Annotated in this window: 17 protein-coding genes; 11 read left to right on the forward strand and 6 right to left on the reverse strand. The window is 61.9% G+C overall.

What is annotated here, in order from left to right:
• Positions 1-98: 98 nt before the first annotated feature.
• The 4 genes from LPW11_RS09330 to LPW11_RS09345 form a co-directional block, all read right to left on the reverse strand.
• A complete protein-coding gene (locus LPW11_RS09330; RefSeq protein WP_230997850.1) occupies positions 99-479 on the reverse strand; it encodes a hypothetical protein in 381 nt (126 codons plus the stop codon).
• A 47-nt stretch (positions 480-526) separates the two neighbouring features.
• The gene (locus LPW11_RS09335; protein WP_230997851.1) at positions 527-1,072 is read right to left on the reverse strand and encodes a cysteine hydrolase family protein; all 546 of its coding nucleotides are present in this window, start codon (positions 1,070-1,072) and stop codon (positions 527-529) included.
• 37 nt (positions 1,073-1,109) lie between these two features.
• Positions 1,110-1,802, reverse strand: a complete 693-nt coding sequence (radC, locus tag LPW11_RS09340; protein WP_230997852.1) for a RadC family protein — start codon at positions 1,800-1,802, stop codon at positions 1,110-1,112.
• A 132-nt stretch (positions 1,803-1,934) separates the two neighbouring features.
• Positions 1,935-2,699: an undecaprenyl-diphosphate phosphatase gene (locus LPW11_RS09345; protein WP_230997853.1), complete on the reverse strand. Its 765-nt coding sequence runs from the start codon at positions 2,697-2,699 to the stop codon at positions 1,935-1,937.
• A gap of 274 nt (positions 2,700-2,973) precedes the next feature.
• Here LPW11_RS09345 and LPW11_RS09350 point away from each other — a divergent pair, with 274 nt between their 5' ends.
• Positions 2,974-3,591, forward strand: coding sequence for a DUF47 domain-containing protein (locus LPW11_RS09350; protein ID WP_230997854.1), 618 nt, complete (start codon positions 2,974-2,976; stop codon positions 3,589-3,591).
• On the forward strand, positions 3,584-4,585 hold the full coding sequence (locus LPW11_RS09355) for an inorganic phosphate transporter (protein WP_230997855.1): 1,002 nt from the start codon (positions 3,584-3,586) through the stop codon (positions 4,583-4,585). The genes LPW11_RS09350 and LPW11_RS09355 overlap by 8 nt, the downstream gene beginning before the upstream one ends.
• A gap of 262 nt (positions 4,586-4,847) precedes the next feature.
• On the opposite strand, the gene LPW11_RS09360 is transcribed toward LPW11_RS09355, so the two are convergent.
• Positions 4,848-5,330, reverse strand: coding sequence for a DUF2062 domain-containing protein (locus tag LPW11_RS09360; RefSeq protein ID WP_230997856.1), 483 nt, complete (start codon positions 5,328-5,330; stop codon positions 4,848-4,850).
• Positions 5,331-5,482: 152 nt separating this feature from the next.
• Here LPW11_RS09360 and proB point away from each other — a divergent pair, with 152 nt between their 5' ends.
• The 9 genes from proB to LPW11_RS09405 all read left to right on the forward strand — a co-directional run bounded on the left by proB (position 5,483) and on the right by LPW11_RS09405 (position 13,473).
• Positions 5,483-6,607: a glutamate 5-kinase gene (proB, locus tag LPW11_RS09365; RefSeq protein ID WP_230997857.1), complete on the forward strand. Its 1,125-nt coding sequence runs from the start codon at positions 5,483-5,485 to the stop codon at positions 6,605-6,607.
• Positions 6,608-6,631: 24 nt separating this feature from the next.
• Complete coding sequence (locus LPW11_RS09370) at positions 6,632-7,888, forward strand: glutamate-5-semialdehyde dehydrogenase (RefSeq protein ID WP_230997858.1); 1,257 nt, start codon at positions 6,632-6,634, stop codon at positions 7,886-7,888.
• A 31-nt stretch (positions 7,889-7,919) separates the two neighbouring features.
• On the forward strand, positions 7,920-8,570 hold the full coding sequence (nadD, locus tag LPW11_RS09375; protein ID WP_230997859.1) for a nicotinate-nucleotide adenylyltransferase: 651 nt from the start codon (positions 7,920-7,922) through the stop codon (positions 8,568-8,570).
• Positions 8,560-8,940: a ribosome silencing factor gene (rsfS, locus tag LPW11_RS09380; RefSeq protein ID WP_230997860.1), complete on the forward strand. Its 381-nt coding sequence runs from the start codon at positions 8,560-8,562 to the stop codon at positions 8,938-8,940. The genes nadD and rsfS overlap by 11 nt, the downstream gene beginning before the upstream one ends.
• A 3-nt stretch (positions 8,941-8,943) precedes the next feature.
• Entirely contained in the window at positions 8,944-9,405 is a 462-nt protein-coding gene (locus tag LPW11_RS09385) for a 23S rRNA (pseudouridine(1915)-N(3))-methyltransferase RlmH (RefSeq protein WP_230997861.1), read from the forward strand.
• Between the two features lie 110 nt (positions 9,406-9,515).
• The gene (gpmI, locus tag LPW11_RS09390) at positions 9,516-11,057 is read left to right on the forward strand and encodes a 2,3-bisphosphoglycerate-independent phosphoglycerate mutase (protein ID WP_230997862.1); all 1,542 of its coding nucleotides are present in this window, start codon (positions 9,516-9,518) and stop codon (positions 11,055-11,057) included.
• A gap of 48 nt (positions 11,058-11,105) precedes the next feature.
• Positions 11,106-11,768: a flavodoxin family protein gene (locus LPW11_RS09395; RefSeq protein WP_230997863.1), complete on the forward strand. Its 663-nt coding sequence runs from the start codon at positions 11,106-11,108 to the stop codon at positions 11,766-11,768.
• Positions 11,769-11,854: 86 nt separating this feature from the next.
• Positions 11,855-12,508 (forward strand): lactate utilization protein, encoded by a 654-nt coding sequence (locus LPW11_RS09400; protein ID WP_230997864.1) that lies wholly within the window; start codon positions 11,855-11,857, stop codon positions 12,506-12,508.
• 242 nt (positions 12,509-12,750) lie between these two features.
• Complete coding sequence (locus tag LPW11_RS09405) at positions 12,751-13,473, forward strand: ComF family protein (protein WP_230997865.1); 723 nt, start codon at positions 12,751-12,753, stop codon at positions 13,471-13,473.
• Between the two features lie 406 nt (positions 13,474-13,879).
• Here LPW11_RS09405 and LPW11_RS09410 read toward each other — a convergent pair whose 3' ends face one another.
• Positions 13,880-16,399, reverse strand: coding sequence for a helicase C-terminal domain-containing protein (locus tag LPW11_RS09410; protein WP_230997866.1), 2,520 nt, complete (start codon positions 16,397-16,399; stop codon positions 13,880-13,882).
• Between the last annotated feature and the right edge of the window lie 3 nt (positions 16,400-16,402).

Consider the following 16,402-nt stretch of genomic DNA (forward strand, 5'->3'; position numbering starts at 1 on the left):
TCTTTTGCTTCAAGTACCCCCTCCCTCGACGGGAGGGGGACAGGGGGTGGGTGAAGCTGCCACCTGCTGGAATTGTGGCACCTCCCCGCTCTTTTGCCTTACCTCTTCAGGATTTCCGCCTTCACGCCGTCATCGATAAAGCTGTCCTCTATCGCCTCGCGCACCCATCCCTCCTTGCACTGGGCCAGCACGCGTGCGGCGCCTTCCGCTACCGCAGGGACATCGCTCCACAAGGCATTGCGGATCGGGCGCAGCTCCTCTACCGACCCCTTCCTGCCGTCGGCCAGCTCACGGCAGTTGCCGCAGAGGAGGGCAAGGTTCTCCAGCGCGGGCTCCCTCGCGGGACGGTAATCCCAGGGCTTCAGATCCTCCTTCCCTTCGCACCACTCGCATTTGAATCCCGCCCGTTTCCCCAGGTTTTTCCCGAGAAAGCCGATGCTCTCCTGCCGCTCCTTCGTCGCCTGATACCCTTTTGCCATCAGTGTCTCCTCCCTGATCCGCCATTTTCACAAGACAGTGGCGCCTCTCACTTCTCCAAAAACTCCGCAACCGCCTTCAGTTCGCCGTACACACTGCCGAGCGCTGCCAGGAATGCACCATGCACATCGGCTGCGGGAACGACTCTCCCTCCGAAGAGGAGGTCGCGAGTCGCCATCGCGTCGTGCAGGAGGACGTTCTTGAAGCCGAGATCGAACGCCGCCCTGGCGGTGGCGTCGACACACATGGAGGTCATCATCCCCGCGATGGCAAGGCGCTCGACTCCGAGCTGGCGCAGGTGCTCGAGGAGGGCGGTCTCACGAAAGCTGTTCGGGAAGTGCTTCTGCAGCACCGCTTCCCCCGGAAGGGGTGCAACGCAACTGTGGATGCCGGCTCCGTCGGTGTCGGGAAGGAAGAAGGTGGCGCCGGGGCGGTTGGAGATATGCTGGATGTGAACCACAGGAAGCCGCTGGCTGCGAAAGTGCGCCAGCGCTTCACCGGCGCGCGCTCCGGCCTCTTCGGCGCCGGAAAGCTCCATCCTGCCGCCGGGAAAGTAGTCGTTCTGGATGTCGATCAGGAGCAAAGCTGTTTTCACGGTAGAACCCTCCTCTGCGTCCGGGACGCACATGCGCCTACATGGCGCCATTTTCGGTGAAGCTGTAGTATGCCTTTTCACCGTCCCCGATGATGATGTGGTCGATGACCTTGATACCCATGAGATCTCCGGCTTCGCACAACCTGCGGGTGATTTCCTGATCCTCGCGGCTGGGGGTCGGGTCGCCGGTCGGGTGGTTGTGCATGAGGATCATCGCTGCTGCCGACTCCCGCACCGCCACGTTGAAGACCTCGCGCGGATGGACGATGCTCTGGTTCAGGGATCCGACCGAGATCTGCACCCTCCTGATGATCCGGTTCTTGCCGTCAAGGAGAAGCGCCAGGAAGTACTCCTTCTTGCGGTCCCTGAACTGGTGGTGCATGTGCTCGAAGACCTGCTGCGCGCCCGTGAACCTTTCGAAGCTCTCCAGCGGCTTGTCCTTGAACCTCTTGGCGAGCTGGAGCGCAGCCTTCACGCTGGTGGACTTCGCCGGGCCCATCCCCTTCACGGTGCAGAGCTCTCTGCAGCTCGCCTCGGCAAGCTCACGCAGGGAACGGAATCGCTCCAGCAGATCGCGTCCGAGGTCGAGCGCGCTCCTGCCGGTCGCCGAGTCCCCTGTGCCGATGATGAGGGCGAGGAGTTCCGCCTCCGAGAGGACATCTGCCCCGTGCTGCATCATCTTTTCCCGCGGTTTCTCCGACTCGGGCCAGTTCTTGATTCCGCCGCTCATAGCGCTCCCTCCGCAAGCTCCTCCCGCACGAGTGATGGCCAAAGCTACATATTACCCCACGCAAGGCGCGTTGCACCTCTTGTAGCTGGACTCTCATCCAGGGGTAGCAGGGGGAATGGGGGTGCGGCGAGGTCACGGGACCAGCAGCAGGAAAAGGACTCCGGCGATGATGCGGTAGATGCCGAACGGCACGAAGGTGTGGTGGGAGATGAACTTGACCAGCCACTTTATGCTGATGACCCCGAAGATGAAGGAGGTTGCGAAGCCGATGGCGATGGTGTCCCACTCCGCCTTGTGGAAGACGGCGATGTTCTTGTAGATGTCGTAGCTCGTGGCCGCAAACATGGTGGGAAGTGCCAGAAGAAAGGAGAACTCGGCCGCATTCTTCCGGTCCATCCCCACAAAGAGCCCGCCGAGAATGGTCGCCCCGGAGCGGGAGACCCCCGGGACCATGGAGAGGCTCTGCACCAGCCCGATCAGAAATGCCTGCTTGTAGGTCAGCGCCTCGATGTTGGGGACGTCGGGGCGGTGGTCCCTCAGGTACCACTCCACGACCAGGAAGGCGATCCCGCCCGCTATGAGCATGTAGCTCACCACGGAGGGCTGGAACATCGACTTCACGAATTTGTACAGGGTGAAACCGAAGATCCCGGTGGGAAGGAAGGCGACAGCAAGCTTCAGGTAGAGACCGGAGCGGGTGACGAGCTGCTTGCGGTACAGATAGAGGACCGCCAGCATCGCCCCAAGCTGGATGGTGACCTCAAAGACCTTGTGAAAGTCGGTCTGCGTGATCTTCATGAGAGTGGAGGCGAGGATGAGGTGCCCCGTCGAGGAGATGGGCAGAAATTCGCTCAGCCCTTCAACAATGCCAAGTATGATCGCCTCGAGTCCCGTCACCTGCTCCTCCTTTGCGGCTTTTACTGCAACGCCTATACTTTCTGTATCCCCTGCACCCCTGGCGCCGGACCCTTCTGCTCGCGGCTTCAGGGGTGGCGGTCAATCCCTTCACGATAAGGTAAGGCTTGGGCAAAAGCAAGCCGAAACAATGAGGATAAATTGTGTCTACACTCATTGCTGAATTACTACTGGTATACTCCGCGACAATTGTGCTACATTCCATCGGTTTGCAGGAAGCAGGGGTCCGTGCCCCATAAATCGGAGGGAAAACAGCATGTTTGGGATGATTCCGAAGGACGAGAAATTTTTTGCCATGTTCCGGGAGATGTCGCACAACATCGTCGTCGGGGCGGAGCTCCTCAAGGAGATGCTCGACAACTTCAGTGATCCGGTGGCCAGCCAGCGGAAGATCAAGGAAATCGAACACAAGGGTGACACCATCACCCACGAGATCATCAAGAAGCTTAACAAGAGTTTCATCACCCCCTTTGACCGCGAGGATATCTACGCTCTTTCCTCCGCCCTCGATGACGTCCTCGACCTGATCGACGCCTCGGCAACCAGGCTCGTCATGTACAACGTGGAGCGCACCACGCCGGAATCGCGAGAGCTCGGGTTCCTCATCCTCAAAGGGTGCCAGACCATCGACAAGACCGTGGCGGTCCTCGGCGGGAAGCTGGAGCCGATCAGCGCCTACTGCATCGAGGTGAACGCACTGGAGAACGAGGCGGACCGCGTCTGCCGCGAGGCGATCAGCCGTCTCTTCCACGAGGAGAAAGACCCGATCCAGCTCATCAAGTGGAAGGAAATCTACGAGACGCTGGAGACGGCGACGGACAAGTGCGAGGACGCCGCCAACATCCTGGAAAGCGTGGTGGTAAAAAATGCCTGAGTCGACGCTCGTCCTGATGATCGCAGTGATCGTGGCAGCGCTGGCATTCGACTACATAAACGGCTTCCACGATACTGCAAATGCTATTGCAACTTGCGTATCCACCCGCGCTCTTTCGGTGCGCAGCGCCATAATCATGGCGGCAGGGCTCAATTTCGTCGGTGCCATGATTTCCACGAAGGTGGCCGCCACCATCGGGAAGGGGATCGTCGACGCCTCCACCGTGACGCAGATGGTGGTCCTCGCCGGTGTCATCGGCGCCATCGTCTGGAACCTCATCACCTGGTACTACGGGCTTCCTTCCTCGTCGTCGCACGCCATCATAGGCGGACTGGTGGGATCGGTCATCGCCCATGCGGGGGTTAAGGCGCTGCACTGGGCGGGGCTGAAGAAGATCATCACGGTCCTCATCGTCTCCCCGCTGGTCGGTGCCTTCTTCGGCTTCCTCTTCATGGTCATCATGATGTGGATCTTCCGGAACAGCGCGCCGTACGGTCTGAACAAGGGGTTCCGGAAGCTGCAGGTGCTTTCGGCCGCCGTCATGGCCTTCTCCCACGGCACCGCCGATGCGCAGAAGTCTATGGGGGTCATCACCATGGCACTGGTCAGCTACGGCACCATCACCACCTTTGACGTGCCGACCTGGGTGAAGATCGCCTGCGCCATCGCCATGGCGCTCGGAACGGCTGCTGGCGGGTGGAGGATCATCAAGACGGTGGGGCACGACTTCGTGAAGCTCCAGCCGGTGCACGGCTTCTGCGTCGAGACGGCCTCTGCCGGCGTCATCCTCGGCGCGGCCGCGATGGGACTTCCGACCAGTACCACTCACGTGATCACCTCCTCAATCCTGGGAGTCGGACTCTCCAAGAGGATGTCTGCGGTGAACTGGGCCGTCGCCTATCGCATCGTCTGCGCCTGGGTAATTACCATTCCGGCCTCGGCGATCGTCGCCTTCCTGACCTACACCGTTCTCTCTCCCTATCTGGGCAGATAGAGCCGCTGCACAAAGAATAAAAAGGTGCCGGAAGAGCGAGACGATCAGCTCCTCCGGCGCCTTTTTTTGTTCATTCCGTGAAGCGTGGAGTATTGCCACTCAGCACTGCACGACAACTCGCGTCCCCCCCTTCGCAAAGATTCATCCGGGAATTCCGGGGGAGCGTGGGTACATTGCCACGAAGCACTGCTGAAGGCCTAACGTTCCCCCCTTTGCGAAGGGGGACAGGGGGGATTTGCCTTTGTCGCGCCGGCCGCGCTGACTACTCCAGTTCCTCTCCCACCTGCTCCATCTCCTTTACCCTTTCGGCTAGGAGCGCATCCTTTGCGCGGAAGCGGACGACAAGGTAGTAGCAGGCGAAGTAGGCGATGACGGCGGCCAAAAAGCCTAAGATGGAGGAGCCGATCAAAAGCGATGACGCGTGCTTTTCCAGGTAACGCCACTCGAGTCCCTGGAACTGCAGTTCCTGGACGGGCCCGCCGCGCAGCATCTTTCCGAGCTTGTAACTGAGCCCCAAAACCGGCACCATGGTGAGTGGCGTGTTGACCCACGCGCCGGTGATGCAGGTCACCTTGTTCAACCTGAGCAGAAATGCAGCGGCAATGGCGATGGGGGTGTGCAGTCCGAAGAAAGGGGTGAAACTGATGAAGACGCCGACGGCGAACCCGGCGGCGATGTGACCGGGGTGGCTGTCGAGCGAAAGGATTGTGTATAGGCGCTTCTTCCACACCTTTTTGTTCAGCAAAACGTCACCTCGAAAATTTCCGGTAGTCTAAGGTCCCGCCATTTTTTTGTCAATCCATTAAGACTCCCTTCCTATCAAGGATTTGCCAAGTAAAGCCAAACGTGATACGATCAAACGTTTTAAAAAACTATCATGATGTTCATAATGAGGCAATGCGGAAGGACTTACTCAGAAAAGCTAAACGGATCGTGGTGAAAATAGGGAGCGGCGTCCTCACCAATGAGGAAAACGGCGTCGATCCCTCCTTCCTGGCGGGGCTCGCCGCCGACGTTTCGAAGCTGCGCCAGAAGGGGCTCGAGGTGGTCATCGTCTCCTCCGGCGCCGTTGCCGCCGGGCGACAGGCGATGGGGCTCACCGAGCGCCCGAAGACCATACCCCAGAAGCAGGCTGCGGCAGCGGTGGGGCAGTCGAGGCTCATGCGCGCGTACGAGGAAGCATTCTCGGCGTTCGGGCTTATGGTGGCGCAGATCCTCCTGACCCGCGACGACCTCGCCAACCGGCTCCGCTTCCAGAACGCCCGCGCCACTCTCGATACCCTTCTCGCCAACGGCATCGTCCCCATAATCAATGAAAACGATACCGTGGCGGTGGAGGAGATCAAGTTCGGCGACAACGACAACCTGTCCGCCCTGGTGACAAACCTGGTAGAGGCGCAGCTCCTCCTGATACTTACCGATACCGACGGGCTCTACACAGCCGATCCCCGCAAGAACCCCGATGCCCTCCTCATCCACGAAGTCGCCTCCATCACCCGCGACCTGGAGCGGTGCGCAGGTGGTACCGGTACGAGTGTCGGGACCGGGGGGATGGCCACGAAGGTCGCCGCCGCCAAGAAGGTGGTGAAGTCCGGCGTCGCCGCCATCATCTTCAACGGCAAGAAGAGCGGAAACGTGCTGCGCGCCATGCAGGGCGAGGAGGTCGGCACCCTCTTCCTGCCGTGCGGAGAGTGCCTGAACCGCCGCAAGCACTGGATAGCCTTCACGCTGCGCCCGGCCGGCTCCCTTATCGTCGATGCCGGCGCCGCCGAGTTCGTGGCGCGAAAAGGGAAGAGCCTCCTGCCATCCGGCATATCCGGTGTGGAGGGGCGTTTTCACCGTGGCGCCTGCGTGAGACTGAGGGCTCCCGACGGCGTCGAATTCGCCCGCGGCATTGTGGACTATTCCAGCCAGGAGATAGAAAAGATCCGCGGCGCGAAGAGTTCGGAGATCGAGCAGATCCTCGGCTTCCGCTACGGGGACGATGTCATCCATCGGGATAACCTGGTGCTGCTGGTGTAGCGGTTTCACATTTGGAGGGAAGTAATGAGTGTTGCTGAAAAGATAAAGAGTATAGCTTCCGAGGCACGCAGGGCGTCCTTTGCCATGGCGCGGCTCTCTTCGGTGGCGAAAAACGAACTCCTCCTCGCCATGGCGCAGGCGCTGGTGGATAACGCCGGGACCATCATCGAGGAGAACCGCAAGGACCTCGAAGCGGGAGAGAAAAAGGGGCTCTCGAGCGCCATGCTCGACCGCCTCATGCTCGACGCCGCGCGCGTCGAGGGGATGGCCGCCGCCGTGCGCGAGGTCGCCGCACTCCCGGACCCCGTCGGCGAGGTCACGAAGATGTGGAAGAGGCCGAACGACCTCATGGTGGGGAAGATGCGCATCCCGCTCGGGGTGATCGGCATCATCTACGAGTCCCGCCCGAACGTCACTTCCGACGCCGCGGCGCTCTGCCTGAAGAGCGGCAACGCCGTCGTCCTCAGGGGGGGGTCGGAGGCGTTTCACTCCAATATGGCGGTGGCTTCGGTCCTCTCTGCGGAGCTCGAGAAGAAGGGGATTCCCGCTGCGGCGCTCTCCATCGTGCCGTTCGTGGAGCGTGAAGGGGTCACCGAGATGCTCAAGCAGGAGGAATTCATCGACGTGATCATCCCGCGCGGCGGCGAGAGCCTGATCCGCTTCGTGGTGGAGAACTCCAAGATACCGGTCATCAAGCACTACAAGGGGGTCTGCCACATCTTCGTCGATGCGAGCGCCGATTTCGAGATGGCCAGAAAGATCATCGTCAACGCAAAGACCCAGAGGCCGGGGGTGTGCAACGCGCTGGAGACCCTCCTCATCCACAAGGACGTCGCCGAGACCTTCGTCCCCTTCATCTACGAGACCCTCGCAGCCATGAAGGTGGAGCTGCGCGGCGACGCCACCTTCAGGCAGTTCGCGCCGGAGGCGAAAAAGGCGAAGGAAGAGGACTGGTACGCGGAGTACCTCGACCTGATCCTCGCCGCGCGGGTGGTGGACGACATGGACGCGGCGATCGATCACATCAACCGCTACGGCTCCCTGCACACCGAGTCGATCATCACCGGGAACTACGCCAACGCGCAGCAGTTCGTGCGGCAGGTGAACTCCGGGGTGGTGATGGTGAACGCCTCCACCCGCTTCTCCGACGGCAACCAGCTCGGACTCGGGGCGGAGATCGGCATCTCCACGACGAAGCTCCACTCCTTCGGCCCCATGGGGCTCGAGGACCTGACCACCACGAAGTTCATCGTGTACGGCGAAGGGCAGGTGCGCCCCTGATGAAGCGGGGGGCGCTGACAGGGGCGGCGCGATGAGAGTCGGCATCCTCGGCGGGACGTTCAACCCGATCCACATGGCGCACCTGAGGATCGCCGAGGAGTCGCGCGACCGCCTCGGCCTGGACCGGATCATGTTCATCCCGGCCGCGACACCGCCGCACAAGCCGCAGATCGGGGAGCTCTCCTACGCGGACCGCTTCGAGATGGTGCGGCTGGCGATCCAGGACAACCCGCACTTCACCGCCTCGGCCATGGAGCAGGAAAGGGGGGGGCGCTCCTACAGCATCGATACGCTGCGGCAGCTGCGCCAGGACTTCCCGGACGACGAATTCTTCTTCATCATCGGTGGCGACTCCTTTGCGGAGATCGCCACCTGGTACAGGTACAGCGAAATCTTTGCCTGCTGCAACATCGTGGCGGTGCAGCGCCCCGGCTCCACTTTCGAGAGCCTTGCCACGGGGTTGCCGACGGCGATAGCGGATCAGTTCACCCACGTCGACACCCCCGACACACTCACTCACGCCTCCGGCTTCCGCCTCCTGGCGGTCGACGGGGTGCTTTTGGACATCTCGTCCAGTCAAATCAGATCGCTTGTCAAAAGCGGCCGCTCGATCAGGTATCTCGTGCCTGAGGCAGTCGAGCGCTACATACAGGAACAGAGGTTATACATCGATGTCAGATAAGGAAATCATGGCGGCAAGAGAGCGCGCCCTGAAATGTGCCTACTTCGCACTGGACAAGAAGGCGCTGAACGTAAAAATCCTCCAGATAGAAAAGATCTCCAGCATCGCCGACTATCTCGTCTTTGCCAGCGGCCGCTCCGACAAGCAGGTGCAGGCGATCGCAGACAGCGTGAAGATGGGGCTGAAGCCTATCGACCGCCCCATCGACATGGAGGGCTTCGACGAAGGGCGCTGGGTGGTGATCGATTACGGCGACATCATCGTCCACGTTTTCCAGGAGGAGGTGCGCGCCATCTACAATCTCGACGAGCTGTGGCAGCGTGCCCCGCGGGTCGAGGTCCCGGAAGAGTACCTCTGGGAGAAAGAGTAAGACGTGAAGCTGAAGGTCCTGTGGGTCGGAAAGACCCAGGAAGCATGGGTCAGGGCAGGTATCGAGGAGTACGCCGGGAGGATCCGGCGCTACATGCCTCTCGAGCTCCTCGAGGCACGGGATGAGAAGGGGGCGGCGGCGCCCGCCATGCGGGAGCGGGAGTGCGAGAGGCTCTCAAAGCTGATCCCCAAGGGGGGAAAGCTGGTGCTCCTGGACGAGCGGGGCGATTCCCTCTCCTCACCCGACCTCGCCTCCTTCCTGGAGAGGAGCAGGGAGCAGGGGATCGGCGACCTCGTCTTCGCCATCGGCGGCGCCTACGGCTTCACCGATTCCTTTCGCAGCCAGGCGTACAAGACGGTATCCCTCTCGAAGATGACCCTGACGCACCAGATGGCGCGGGTCTTTTTGCTGGAGCAGCTCTACCGCGGGTTCACCATCATGAACGGCGAACCGTACCACCACTGACCGCTCTCTGGACTTTTCGAGAGCGGCCGGTTCAGAAGCCCGATAAATAGCCATCAACACAAAAGGTGAAGTCCTCTCTTCACCTTTTTCATTATCACCCGGAGAAAACCATGCCCAAGAAACCTCTTCTCTTAATGATCCTGGACGGCTGGGGGATAAACCCGAGCGAGGAGCACAACGCGGTTGCCAAGGCGGCGACTCCGAACATGACGCGGCTTTGTGCCGACTACCCGTACACGCAGATCGAAGGATCCGGCCTCTCCGTCGGGCTCCCGCGCGGGCAGATGGGGAACTCCGAGGTCGGGCACATGAACATCGGCGCGGGGCGCGTGGTGTACCAGGATCTCACCCGGATCAGCAAGTCGATCGAGGACGGCGACTTCTTCGAGAATCCGGTCCTTCTGGAGTGCATGGAGAAGGTGAAAAAAGGGAGCGGGCGGCTGCACCTTTCCGGGCTCTTGTCCGACGGCGGCGTACACTCCCACGAGACGCATCTCTACGCCCTCATCGAGCTCGCCAAGCGTCAGGGGGTGCGCGACATCTTCGTGCACTGCCTCATGGACGGGCGCGACACGCCGCCGCAAAGCGGGGCGGAGTACCTGAACCGGCTCGAGGAGGAGATAAAGCGCATCGGGGCCGGAACGATCGCCACCGTCATCGGCCGCTACTACGCCATGGACCGCGACAACCGGTGGGAAAGGGTGGAACGGGCGTACGCCGCGATCGTGAAGGGAGAAGGGAACGCCTACGCGAGCTCGGCGGAGGCGATCGCCGCGAGCTACCAGGCAGGCGCCACCGACGAGTTCGTGGAGCCGAGCGTGATACTCAAAAACGGCGTGCCGGTGGGGCGCCTGTGCGACGGCGACGGCTTCATCTTCTTCAACTTCCGCTCCGACCGGGCCCGCGAGATCACCCGCGCCTTTACCGATCCCGCTTTCACCGGCTTCGACAGGAAGCCGTGGCCGCAGCTTTCCTCGTACGTCTGCCTGACGAGCTACGACGAGACCTTCGGCCTCCCCGTCGCCTTTTCCTCGGAGGATCTGAAGAACATCCTCGCCGAGGTGCTGGGAAACGCAGGCCTCACCCAGCTGCGCATAGCCGAGACGGAGAAGTACGCCCACGTGACCTTCTTTTTCAACGGCGGAAATGAAGTACCTTTCCCCGGTGAGGATCGTGTCCTCGTCCCTTCCCCGAAGGAAGTGGCGACCTACGACCTGAAGCCGGAGATGAGCGCGTACCTCGTGACCGACGAACTCCTGAAGAGGCTCGACGAGGACAAGTACGACGTCATCATGCTGAACTTTGCCAATGCCGACATGGTGGGGCACACCGGCATCATGGAGGCGGCCGTGAAGGCTGTAGAGGCGGTCGATTCGTGCGTGGGGCGGCTGGTGGAGAAGGTTCTCTCCCTTGGCGGCACCACGCTCATCACCTCCGACCACGGCAACGCGGAGATCATGCAGGACGAGCAGGGTGGTCCCCACACGGCGCATACCTGCGACATAGTCCCCTTTGTGGTGGTGGGAGAGGCGTACAGGAACGCAAAGCTGCGCAAGGATGGTATTCTTGCCGACATCGCACCCACCATGCTCGGCATCCTCGGGGTGCCGCAGCCGCGGGAGATGACCGGAAAGAGCATCATCGAGTCGTAGCCCCGACGTCGGTTGGGGAGATCTGGCATCGCAAGAGAGGAGAGCCCCATGAAGATCATCGCCATAAACGGAAGCCCCCGCGGGATGGAGGGGAACACCGGAAGGCTCCTCGAGGAGGTCATCGCAGGCGCACGGGAGGCGGGTGCCGAAATCGAGGTCGTCAACCTCGCGCAGGAAAAGATCAGGCCGTGCCTTGCGTGCGACAACTGCCACAGGACCGGGACCTGCCTTCTGAAGGACAGCTTCGAGGAGGTGAAGGAGAAGCTCCTCGCCTGCGACGGCTTCATACTCGCGAGCCCCAACTACATCTTCAGTGTCACCGCGCAGATGAAGGCGTTCATGGACCGGTGCTGCGGCATGATCCACTGCATGTCGCTGGAAGGGAAGTACGCGGCGCTGGTGGAATCGTCCGGCTCCGGTGAAGATGAAGAAGTCCTCGACGCCATGGAACGCTTCGTCAATATGCTCGGCGCCCTCTCCGTCGGCGGGGTCGGCTCGCCAGCCGCAGGCGCGCGGACCTTTCCGGATGAAGAGAACCTCTTTGCGCGGGCGCGCGAGCTTGGGCGGGAACTGTGCGCGAGCGTGCGGGAAAAGAAAGGGTCCCCGGAGCAGCAGGCATTCCTGCACGCCTTCCGCGAGAGGATGCAGCGTCTCGTCTCCTACATGGGGGAGGAGTGGCCGTATGAGCGGGCGCAGTGGGGGAAGAAGTAGGGGGTTAGGCCGCCGCGAGTAATGCCGGGAACGCCTGCGGCTTATCCCGGCCTACATCTGTCACAGGAAACAGCAGAGGGAGAGCTATGAGCAAGACTGAAGAACTGAACGACTGGGCACACGGGCAGAAATGCCAGAAGGCGGTCGACGCCCTGACCAAAAACGGGTTCACCGCGGTGTACTGCCGGAGCAGCGAGGAGGCCTTTCACTACATAGTGAACGAGGCGGAAGGCGCCCACAGCGTCGGATTCGGCGGGTCCCTCTCGATTGCCGACCTGAAGCTCACGGACAAGCTGAAAAGCATGGGAAAGGAAATCCTCAATCACGGTGCGCCGGGGCTGACCCCCGAGGAGAGGCTGGAGATCACCTATCGGGAGCCGAGCTGTGATCTCTTTCTCACCAGCACGAACGCCCTCACCCTCTCCGGAACGCTGGTGAACATCGATGGCCACGGCAATCGTGCCGCGGCAATGTTTTTCGGCCCGAAGAAGGTGATCATCGTCGCCGGAAGAAACAAGCTGGTGGCAGGGGGCACAGACGAGGCGCTGAAGCGCATCAGGGAGTATGCTGCGCCCGCCAATGCGAAGAGACTGCAGCTGGCAACGCCGTGCGCCGTCACCGGCTTCTGCTCCGACTGCGATTCCCCCCAGCGTATCTGCCGCGTCACCACCATCATAGACCGCAAGCCCCGCGCCGCCGACATCCGGGTGCTGGTGGTGAATGAGGATATGGGGCTGTAAGGGTGATTCCTTTCCGTGCCGATGCCTGAGGTCCCCCCTCCCTTGACGGGAGGGGGACAGGGGGTGGGTGAAGCTGCCATGGGGTGAAGCGGTGGCGCCTTCCCCCCCACCCTGACCCTCCCCCGCAAGGGGGGAGGGAACGTTGGGCGCTGGCGGTGGAGCCGCCCGCGACAGCTTTGCGCACTGCCGTTCCGTTACCTGCGCCCTCTTCGTCTGACGCTTCGGACTCTGGAGGTATCCGCATGCCGTTTCGCGCGTTGCTGGACATCCTCTTCCCCCCCCTTTGTCACCTGTGCAAGGCCTTCATTCAGCACGCAGGGGACCTCCACATCTGCGCCGACTGTCTCGGCAAAATCTCCTTCATCACCGAGCGCTTCTGCCCTGTCTGCGGTATTCCCTTCACATCCCCCCTCGACGACAGCCACCTCTGCGGTCCATGCCTCCTCCATGCGCCCCCCTTCGACTCCTGCCGCTCGGCCACACTCTACGAGGGGCCGGTGCGCGACCTGGTTCACAGGCTGAAGTACGACGGGAAGGTCCATCTTGCGCTTCCGCTGGGACTTCTCATGGTGCACGCACTGGAGCCGCTGAGGGCGCAGGTCGGGCCGGAGCTCATCGTTCCGGTCCCGCTGCACCGCAGGAGGCTTCGGCAGCGTGGTTACAACCAGTCGCAATTGATAGCGGAAGAAGTGGGAAAGAGGTGGAAGGTGCCGGTAAGCGTGGGGAACCTGCGACGGGTGCGCTGGACAGAGCCGCAGACTTCCCTTCCGGCGGCGGAACGGAAGGTTAATGTGCGCGGGGCTTTCGAGGTGAGATATGCGGAGCGCCTGGAAGGAAAGCGGGTGCTCCTGGTAGACGACGTGTTGACCACCGGGAGCACCGTGAGGGCGTGCGCGGCTGCGCTCAAGGGTGCGAGGGCCGCATCCGTCTGCGTGGCGACCGTCGCAAGAGGAGTTCCCTCCTAGTTAGAGTCCTAACGAATCCGAGTGCTTTCCCGCCAACCCAATGCACGAGAATACGCGTTCCCCCCTTTGCGAAGGTTCATCCGGGAATTCTGGGGAACGCGCTACAAAGAATCCGGGTGCCCCCACGCTGGAGCGTAGGCATCTTGCCTGCGATGGCGGCGCAGCCGCCACAGACCGCGCGGCTGGCGCCGCGGTACAGGCTGGGAAGCCTGTGCTCCAGCGCGGCGCTACTAGTGTCCCCTCACGTCAACGGAAGCGACCGGGCTGAATTCCCGGAATTGCCGGATGAACCTTTGCGAAGGGGGGACAGGGACAGGGGGGATTTGCCTTGCCTCGGTATTCGGCGACGGGCCCAGGAGCAGGGGGACAGGCACCTTCGGAGCCAGTCCCCTTTCGGGCCGGAGCCCTACGATTCTGCTACACCGGCCTTTTTGGCCCCTTCCGCAAAAAACGATTCCATCTCCGTCCAGATAGCCTTTTCCTCACCTTTCACCACCCGCACGCCGTGCAGCGCGGTCAGGAAGATCTTCCCGTAGTTCTTGGTGAGGACCCTGCTGTCCAGGATGAGGACGCCGCCGCGGTCTTCCTTGCTTCTGATCAGCCTGCCGAACCCCTGCTTGAACTTGATGACCGCCTGCGGCACCGTGTACCCCATGAAGGGATCTCCGCCAAGGTGGCTTATGTGCTCGCTGCGCGCCTCCAGAATCGGCTCGGTGGGGACGCGGAAAGGGAGCCTCGTTATCACCACGAGTTCCAGCGCCTTCCCCTGCACGTCGACCCCCTCCCAGAAGGAGTCGGTGCCGAAGAGGACCGGGTTGTGCGACGTCCTGAAGCGGGAAAGGAGCATGTGCCGGTTCGTCTCCCCCTGCCTCATGGTGGTGAGCCCGGCGCTCCGGAGCTGGTCCGAGATCCTGTTGTACACCCGGCTCAGGAGATCATAGGAGGTAAAGAGCACGAAAGCGCGCCCCTGGGAGATCTGCAGGACCCTGAGGAGGTGGTTGCAAAGCCGCGTCTCGAAGTTCCCCGAATTGGGCTCCGGCATGTCGGAGGGGACCCCGACAAAGGCCTGGTTCGCGTAATCGAAGGGGGACGGGAGCAGAAGCTCCGTGACCCGTTCGCGTACCAGGAGGTCGATGCCGCTTCTTTTCTTCAGGAAGTCGAATTTCTCCCCCACCGCCAGGGTGGCGGAAGTCACCACCACCGTCTTGAACCGGTCCAGTATCGCCTTCTTTATGGAGTCCGCAACCTCCAGCGGGGACGCGCAGAGCTTCACGGCCGGTCCCTTCTTGAGCTCGAACCAGCGGCAGTGCTCCTCTTCGCGCGAGATGAAGAAATGGAGCGCCTCCACCACCGCCTCGAGCCGCCCCTTCACCCCCCGCAGATCGGTGAGGGGACCGGAGAGCTTCTCCAGGACCTTGTCCGGCAGCCTCTCGCACTGCTTCAGGAACGATTGCATGGTGGCGGTGTAATCGGAGAGCTCCTCACACATGGCGTGCACTTTCTCCACGACGACCACCCAGAGGGGGGACTGGTACACCGACGGAGTCACCCTGAGCTTTTGCTCCTGATTCTCCTTCTGCAGCTTCTTGATGAGGGCTTCCGCGATGCCGTCCATACCCTTGGCGGCCGCGTCGGAGACGGCGGCCCTCTTCGGTATGAGCCGCCCCTCGAGGATCATGGCGATCTCCTGGTAGAGGTCGTCCATCTCCTCCGGAACGGCGGCGGAGAGCTGCGTCGAGAGCTGGGGGAGGACGCCGCGGTGCGCCTTCCTCGGGTGCTGCAGCTTCCCCATGAGCTTGGCAAGGCCGAGTTTGGAGACCTGGCTGGAGAGGAAGTTCGTCGCCACGTCCTCAAGGTGGTGCCCCTCGTCGAATACCAGCCGGGCAAAGGGGGGGAGGATGGCGGTGGCGTCGTAACCGGTTTCCTGACGCACCGCAAGGTCCGCCATAAGAAGCGCATGGTTCACCACCAGCACGTCGGCGCCGGCCGCCTCGCGTCTGGCCTTGTAGAAGAAGCAGCGCGGGTAATAGGAGCACTTCACCCTGCTGCACTGGTCCGCCTCGCAGCAGAGTTCCTCCCAGATCTCGTCTTTCGGGATAAAGCTCAGGTCGCTGCGGCAGCCGTCCTCGGTCTGCTTGCTCCACGCGGCGATTGCGTCAAGTTCCCGCTGGTTGTCATCCTTGAAAAGGGTGCTGTCGGCGGCATTGGTGTGCAGCTTTCTGAGGCAGAGGTAGTTTCCGCGCCCCTTCACGAGGACGGCGCGAAACTTGATCTCGGCGTGCTGCTGCAGGAAGGGGATATCCTTCCGTATCAGCTGCTCCTGCAGATTGATGGTGTTGGTGGAAACCACCACCCTCTCCTTGTTCCTCACCGCCCAGAGTGCTGCAGGAAGGAGGTAGGCGAGTGACTTTCCGGTGCCGGTCCCGGCCTCGACGATGGCGACCTTGTCGTCATTGAAGGCCTCGGAGAGGGCAAGCGCCATCCTTACCTGCTCCGGGCGCTGCTCGTAGCCTGGGAGATTCTGCGCGAGGACGCCGTCAGGGGCGTAGAAGCGCTCGATCTCCGGATAGGAGAGACGCTCGACCCTCTTGCGCTGGAAAGGGTTGACGACCTGCCTGACCCGCTCCGCAAGGTTGTCCACGATGTAGAAGCCCACCCCCTGGTTTCCCATGATGGAGGCGATCTCCACGTCGGCGTCAGAAGGTGTGAGGTTCCCGGAGGGGTGGTTGTGGATGACGACATCGCCGAAGGAGGCGGCGATCATGATGGCGGGGACGGCGTCGCGGTTGCCGCGGGCCAGCGGTTCTACCTCGACTACCAGGCACTGCTCGTCGGTGCGGCCGAGGAAGAAGACTTCGTTCCCCTCGGCCTCGCTGATGGCGGCACGCAACTGCTGTACCGCCTGTTGGGAAAACGATTTTTGCATGGC

It is taken from the genome of Geomonas sp. RF6 (genome assembly GCF_021044625.1).
In the GTDB taxonomy this organism is placed as follows: domain Bacteria; phylum Desulfobacterota; class Desulfuromonadia; order Geobacterales; family Geobacteraceae; genus RF6.

Bases quoted from the DNA above. Each gene is read 5' to 3' on its own strand.
- LPW11_RS09330 (WP_230997850.1), bottom strand. From the start codon at position 479: ATGGCAAAAGGGTATCAGGCGACGAAGGAGCGGCAGGAGAGCATCGGC.
- radC (WP_230997852.1), bottom strand. From the start codon at position 1,802: ATGAGCGGCGGAATCAAGAACTGGCCCGAGTCGGAGAAACCGCGGGAA.
- LPW11_RS09350 (WP_230997854.1), top strand. From the start codon at position 2,974: ATGTTTGGGATGATTCCGAAGGACGAGAAATTTTTTGCCATGTTCCGG.
- LPW11_RS09355 (WP_230997855.1), top strand. From the start codon at position 3,584: ATGCCTGAGTCGACGCTCGTCCTGATGATCGCAGTGATCGTGGCAGCG.
- proB (WP_230997857.1), top strand. From the start codon at position 5,483: ATGCGGAAGGACTTACTCAGAAAAGCTAAACGGATCGTGGTGAAAATA.
- LPW11_RS09370 (WP_230997858.1), top strand. From the start codon at position 6,632: ATGAGTGTTGCTGAAAAGATAAAGAGTATAGCTTCCGAGGCACGCAGG.
- nadD (WP_230997859.1), top strand. From the start codon at position 7,920: ATGAGAGTCGGCATCCTCGGCGGGACGTTCAACCCGATCCACATGGCG.
- rsfS (WP_230997860.1), top strand. From the start codon at position 8,560: ATGTCAGATAAGGAAATCATGGCGGCAAGAGAGCGCGCCCTGAAATGT.
- gpmI (WP_230997862.1), top strand. From the start codon at position 9,516: ATGCCCAAGAAACCTCTTCTCTTAATGATCCTGGACGGCTGGGGGATA.
- LPW11_RS09395 (WP_230997863.1), top strand. From the start codon at position 11,106: ATGAAGATCATCGCCATAAACGGAAGCCCCCGCGGGATGGAGGGGAAC.
- LPW11_RS09400 (WP_230997864.1), top strand. From the start codon at position 11,855: ATGAGCAAGACTGAAGAACTGAACGACTGGGCACACGGGCAGAAATGC.
- LPW11_RS09405 (WP_230997865.1), top strand. From the start codon at position 12,751: ATGCCGTTTCGCGCGTTGCTGGACATCCTCTTCCCCCCCCTTTGTCAC.
- LPW11_RS09410 (WP_230997866.1), bottom strand. From the start codon at position 16,399: ATGCAAAAATCGTTTTCCCAACAGGCGGTACAGCAGTTGCGTGCCGCC.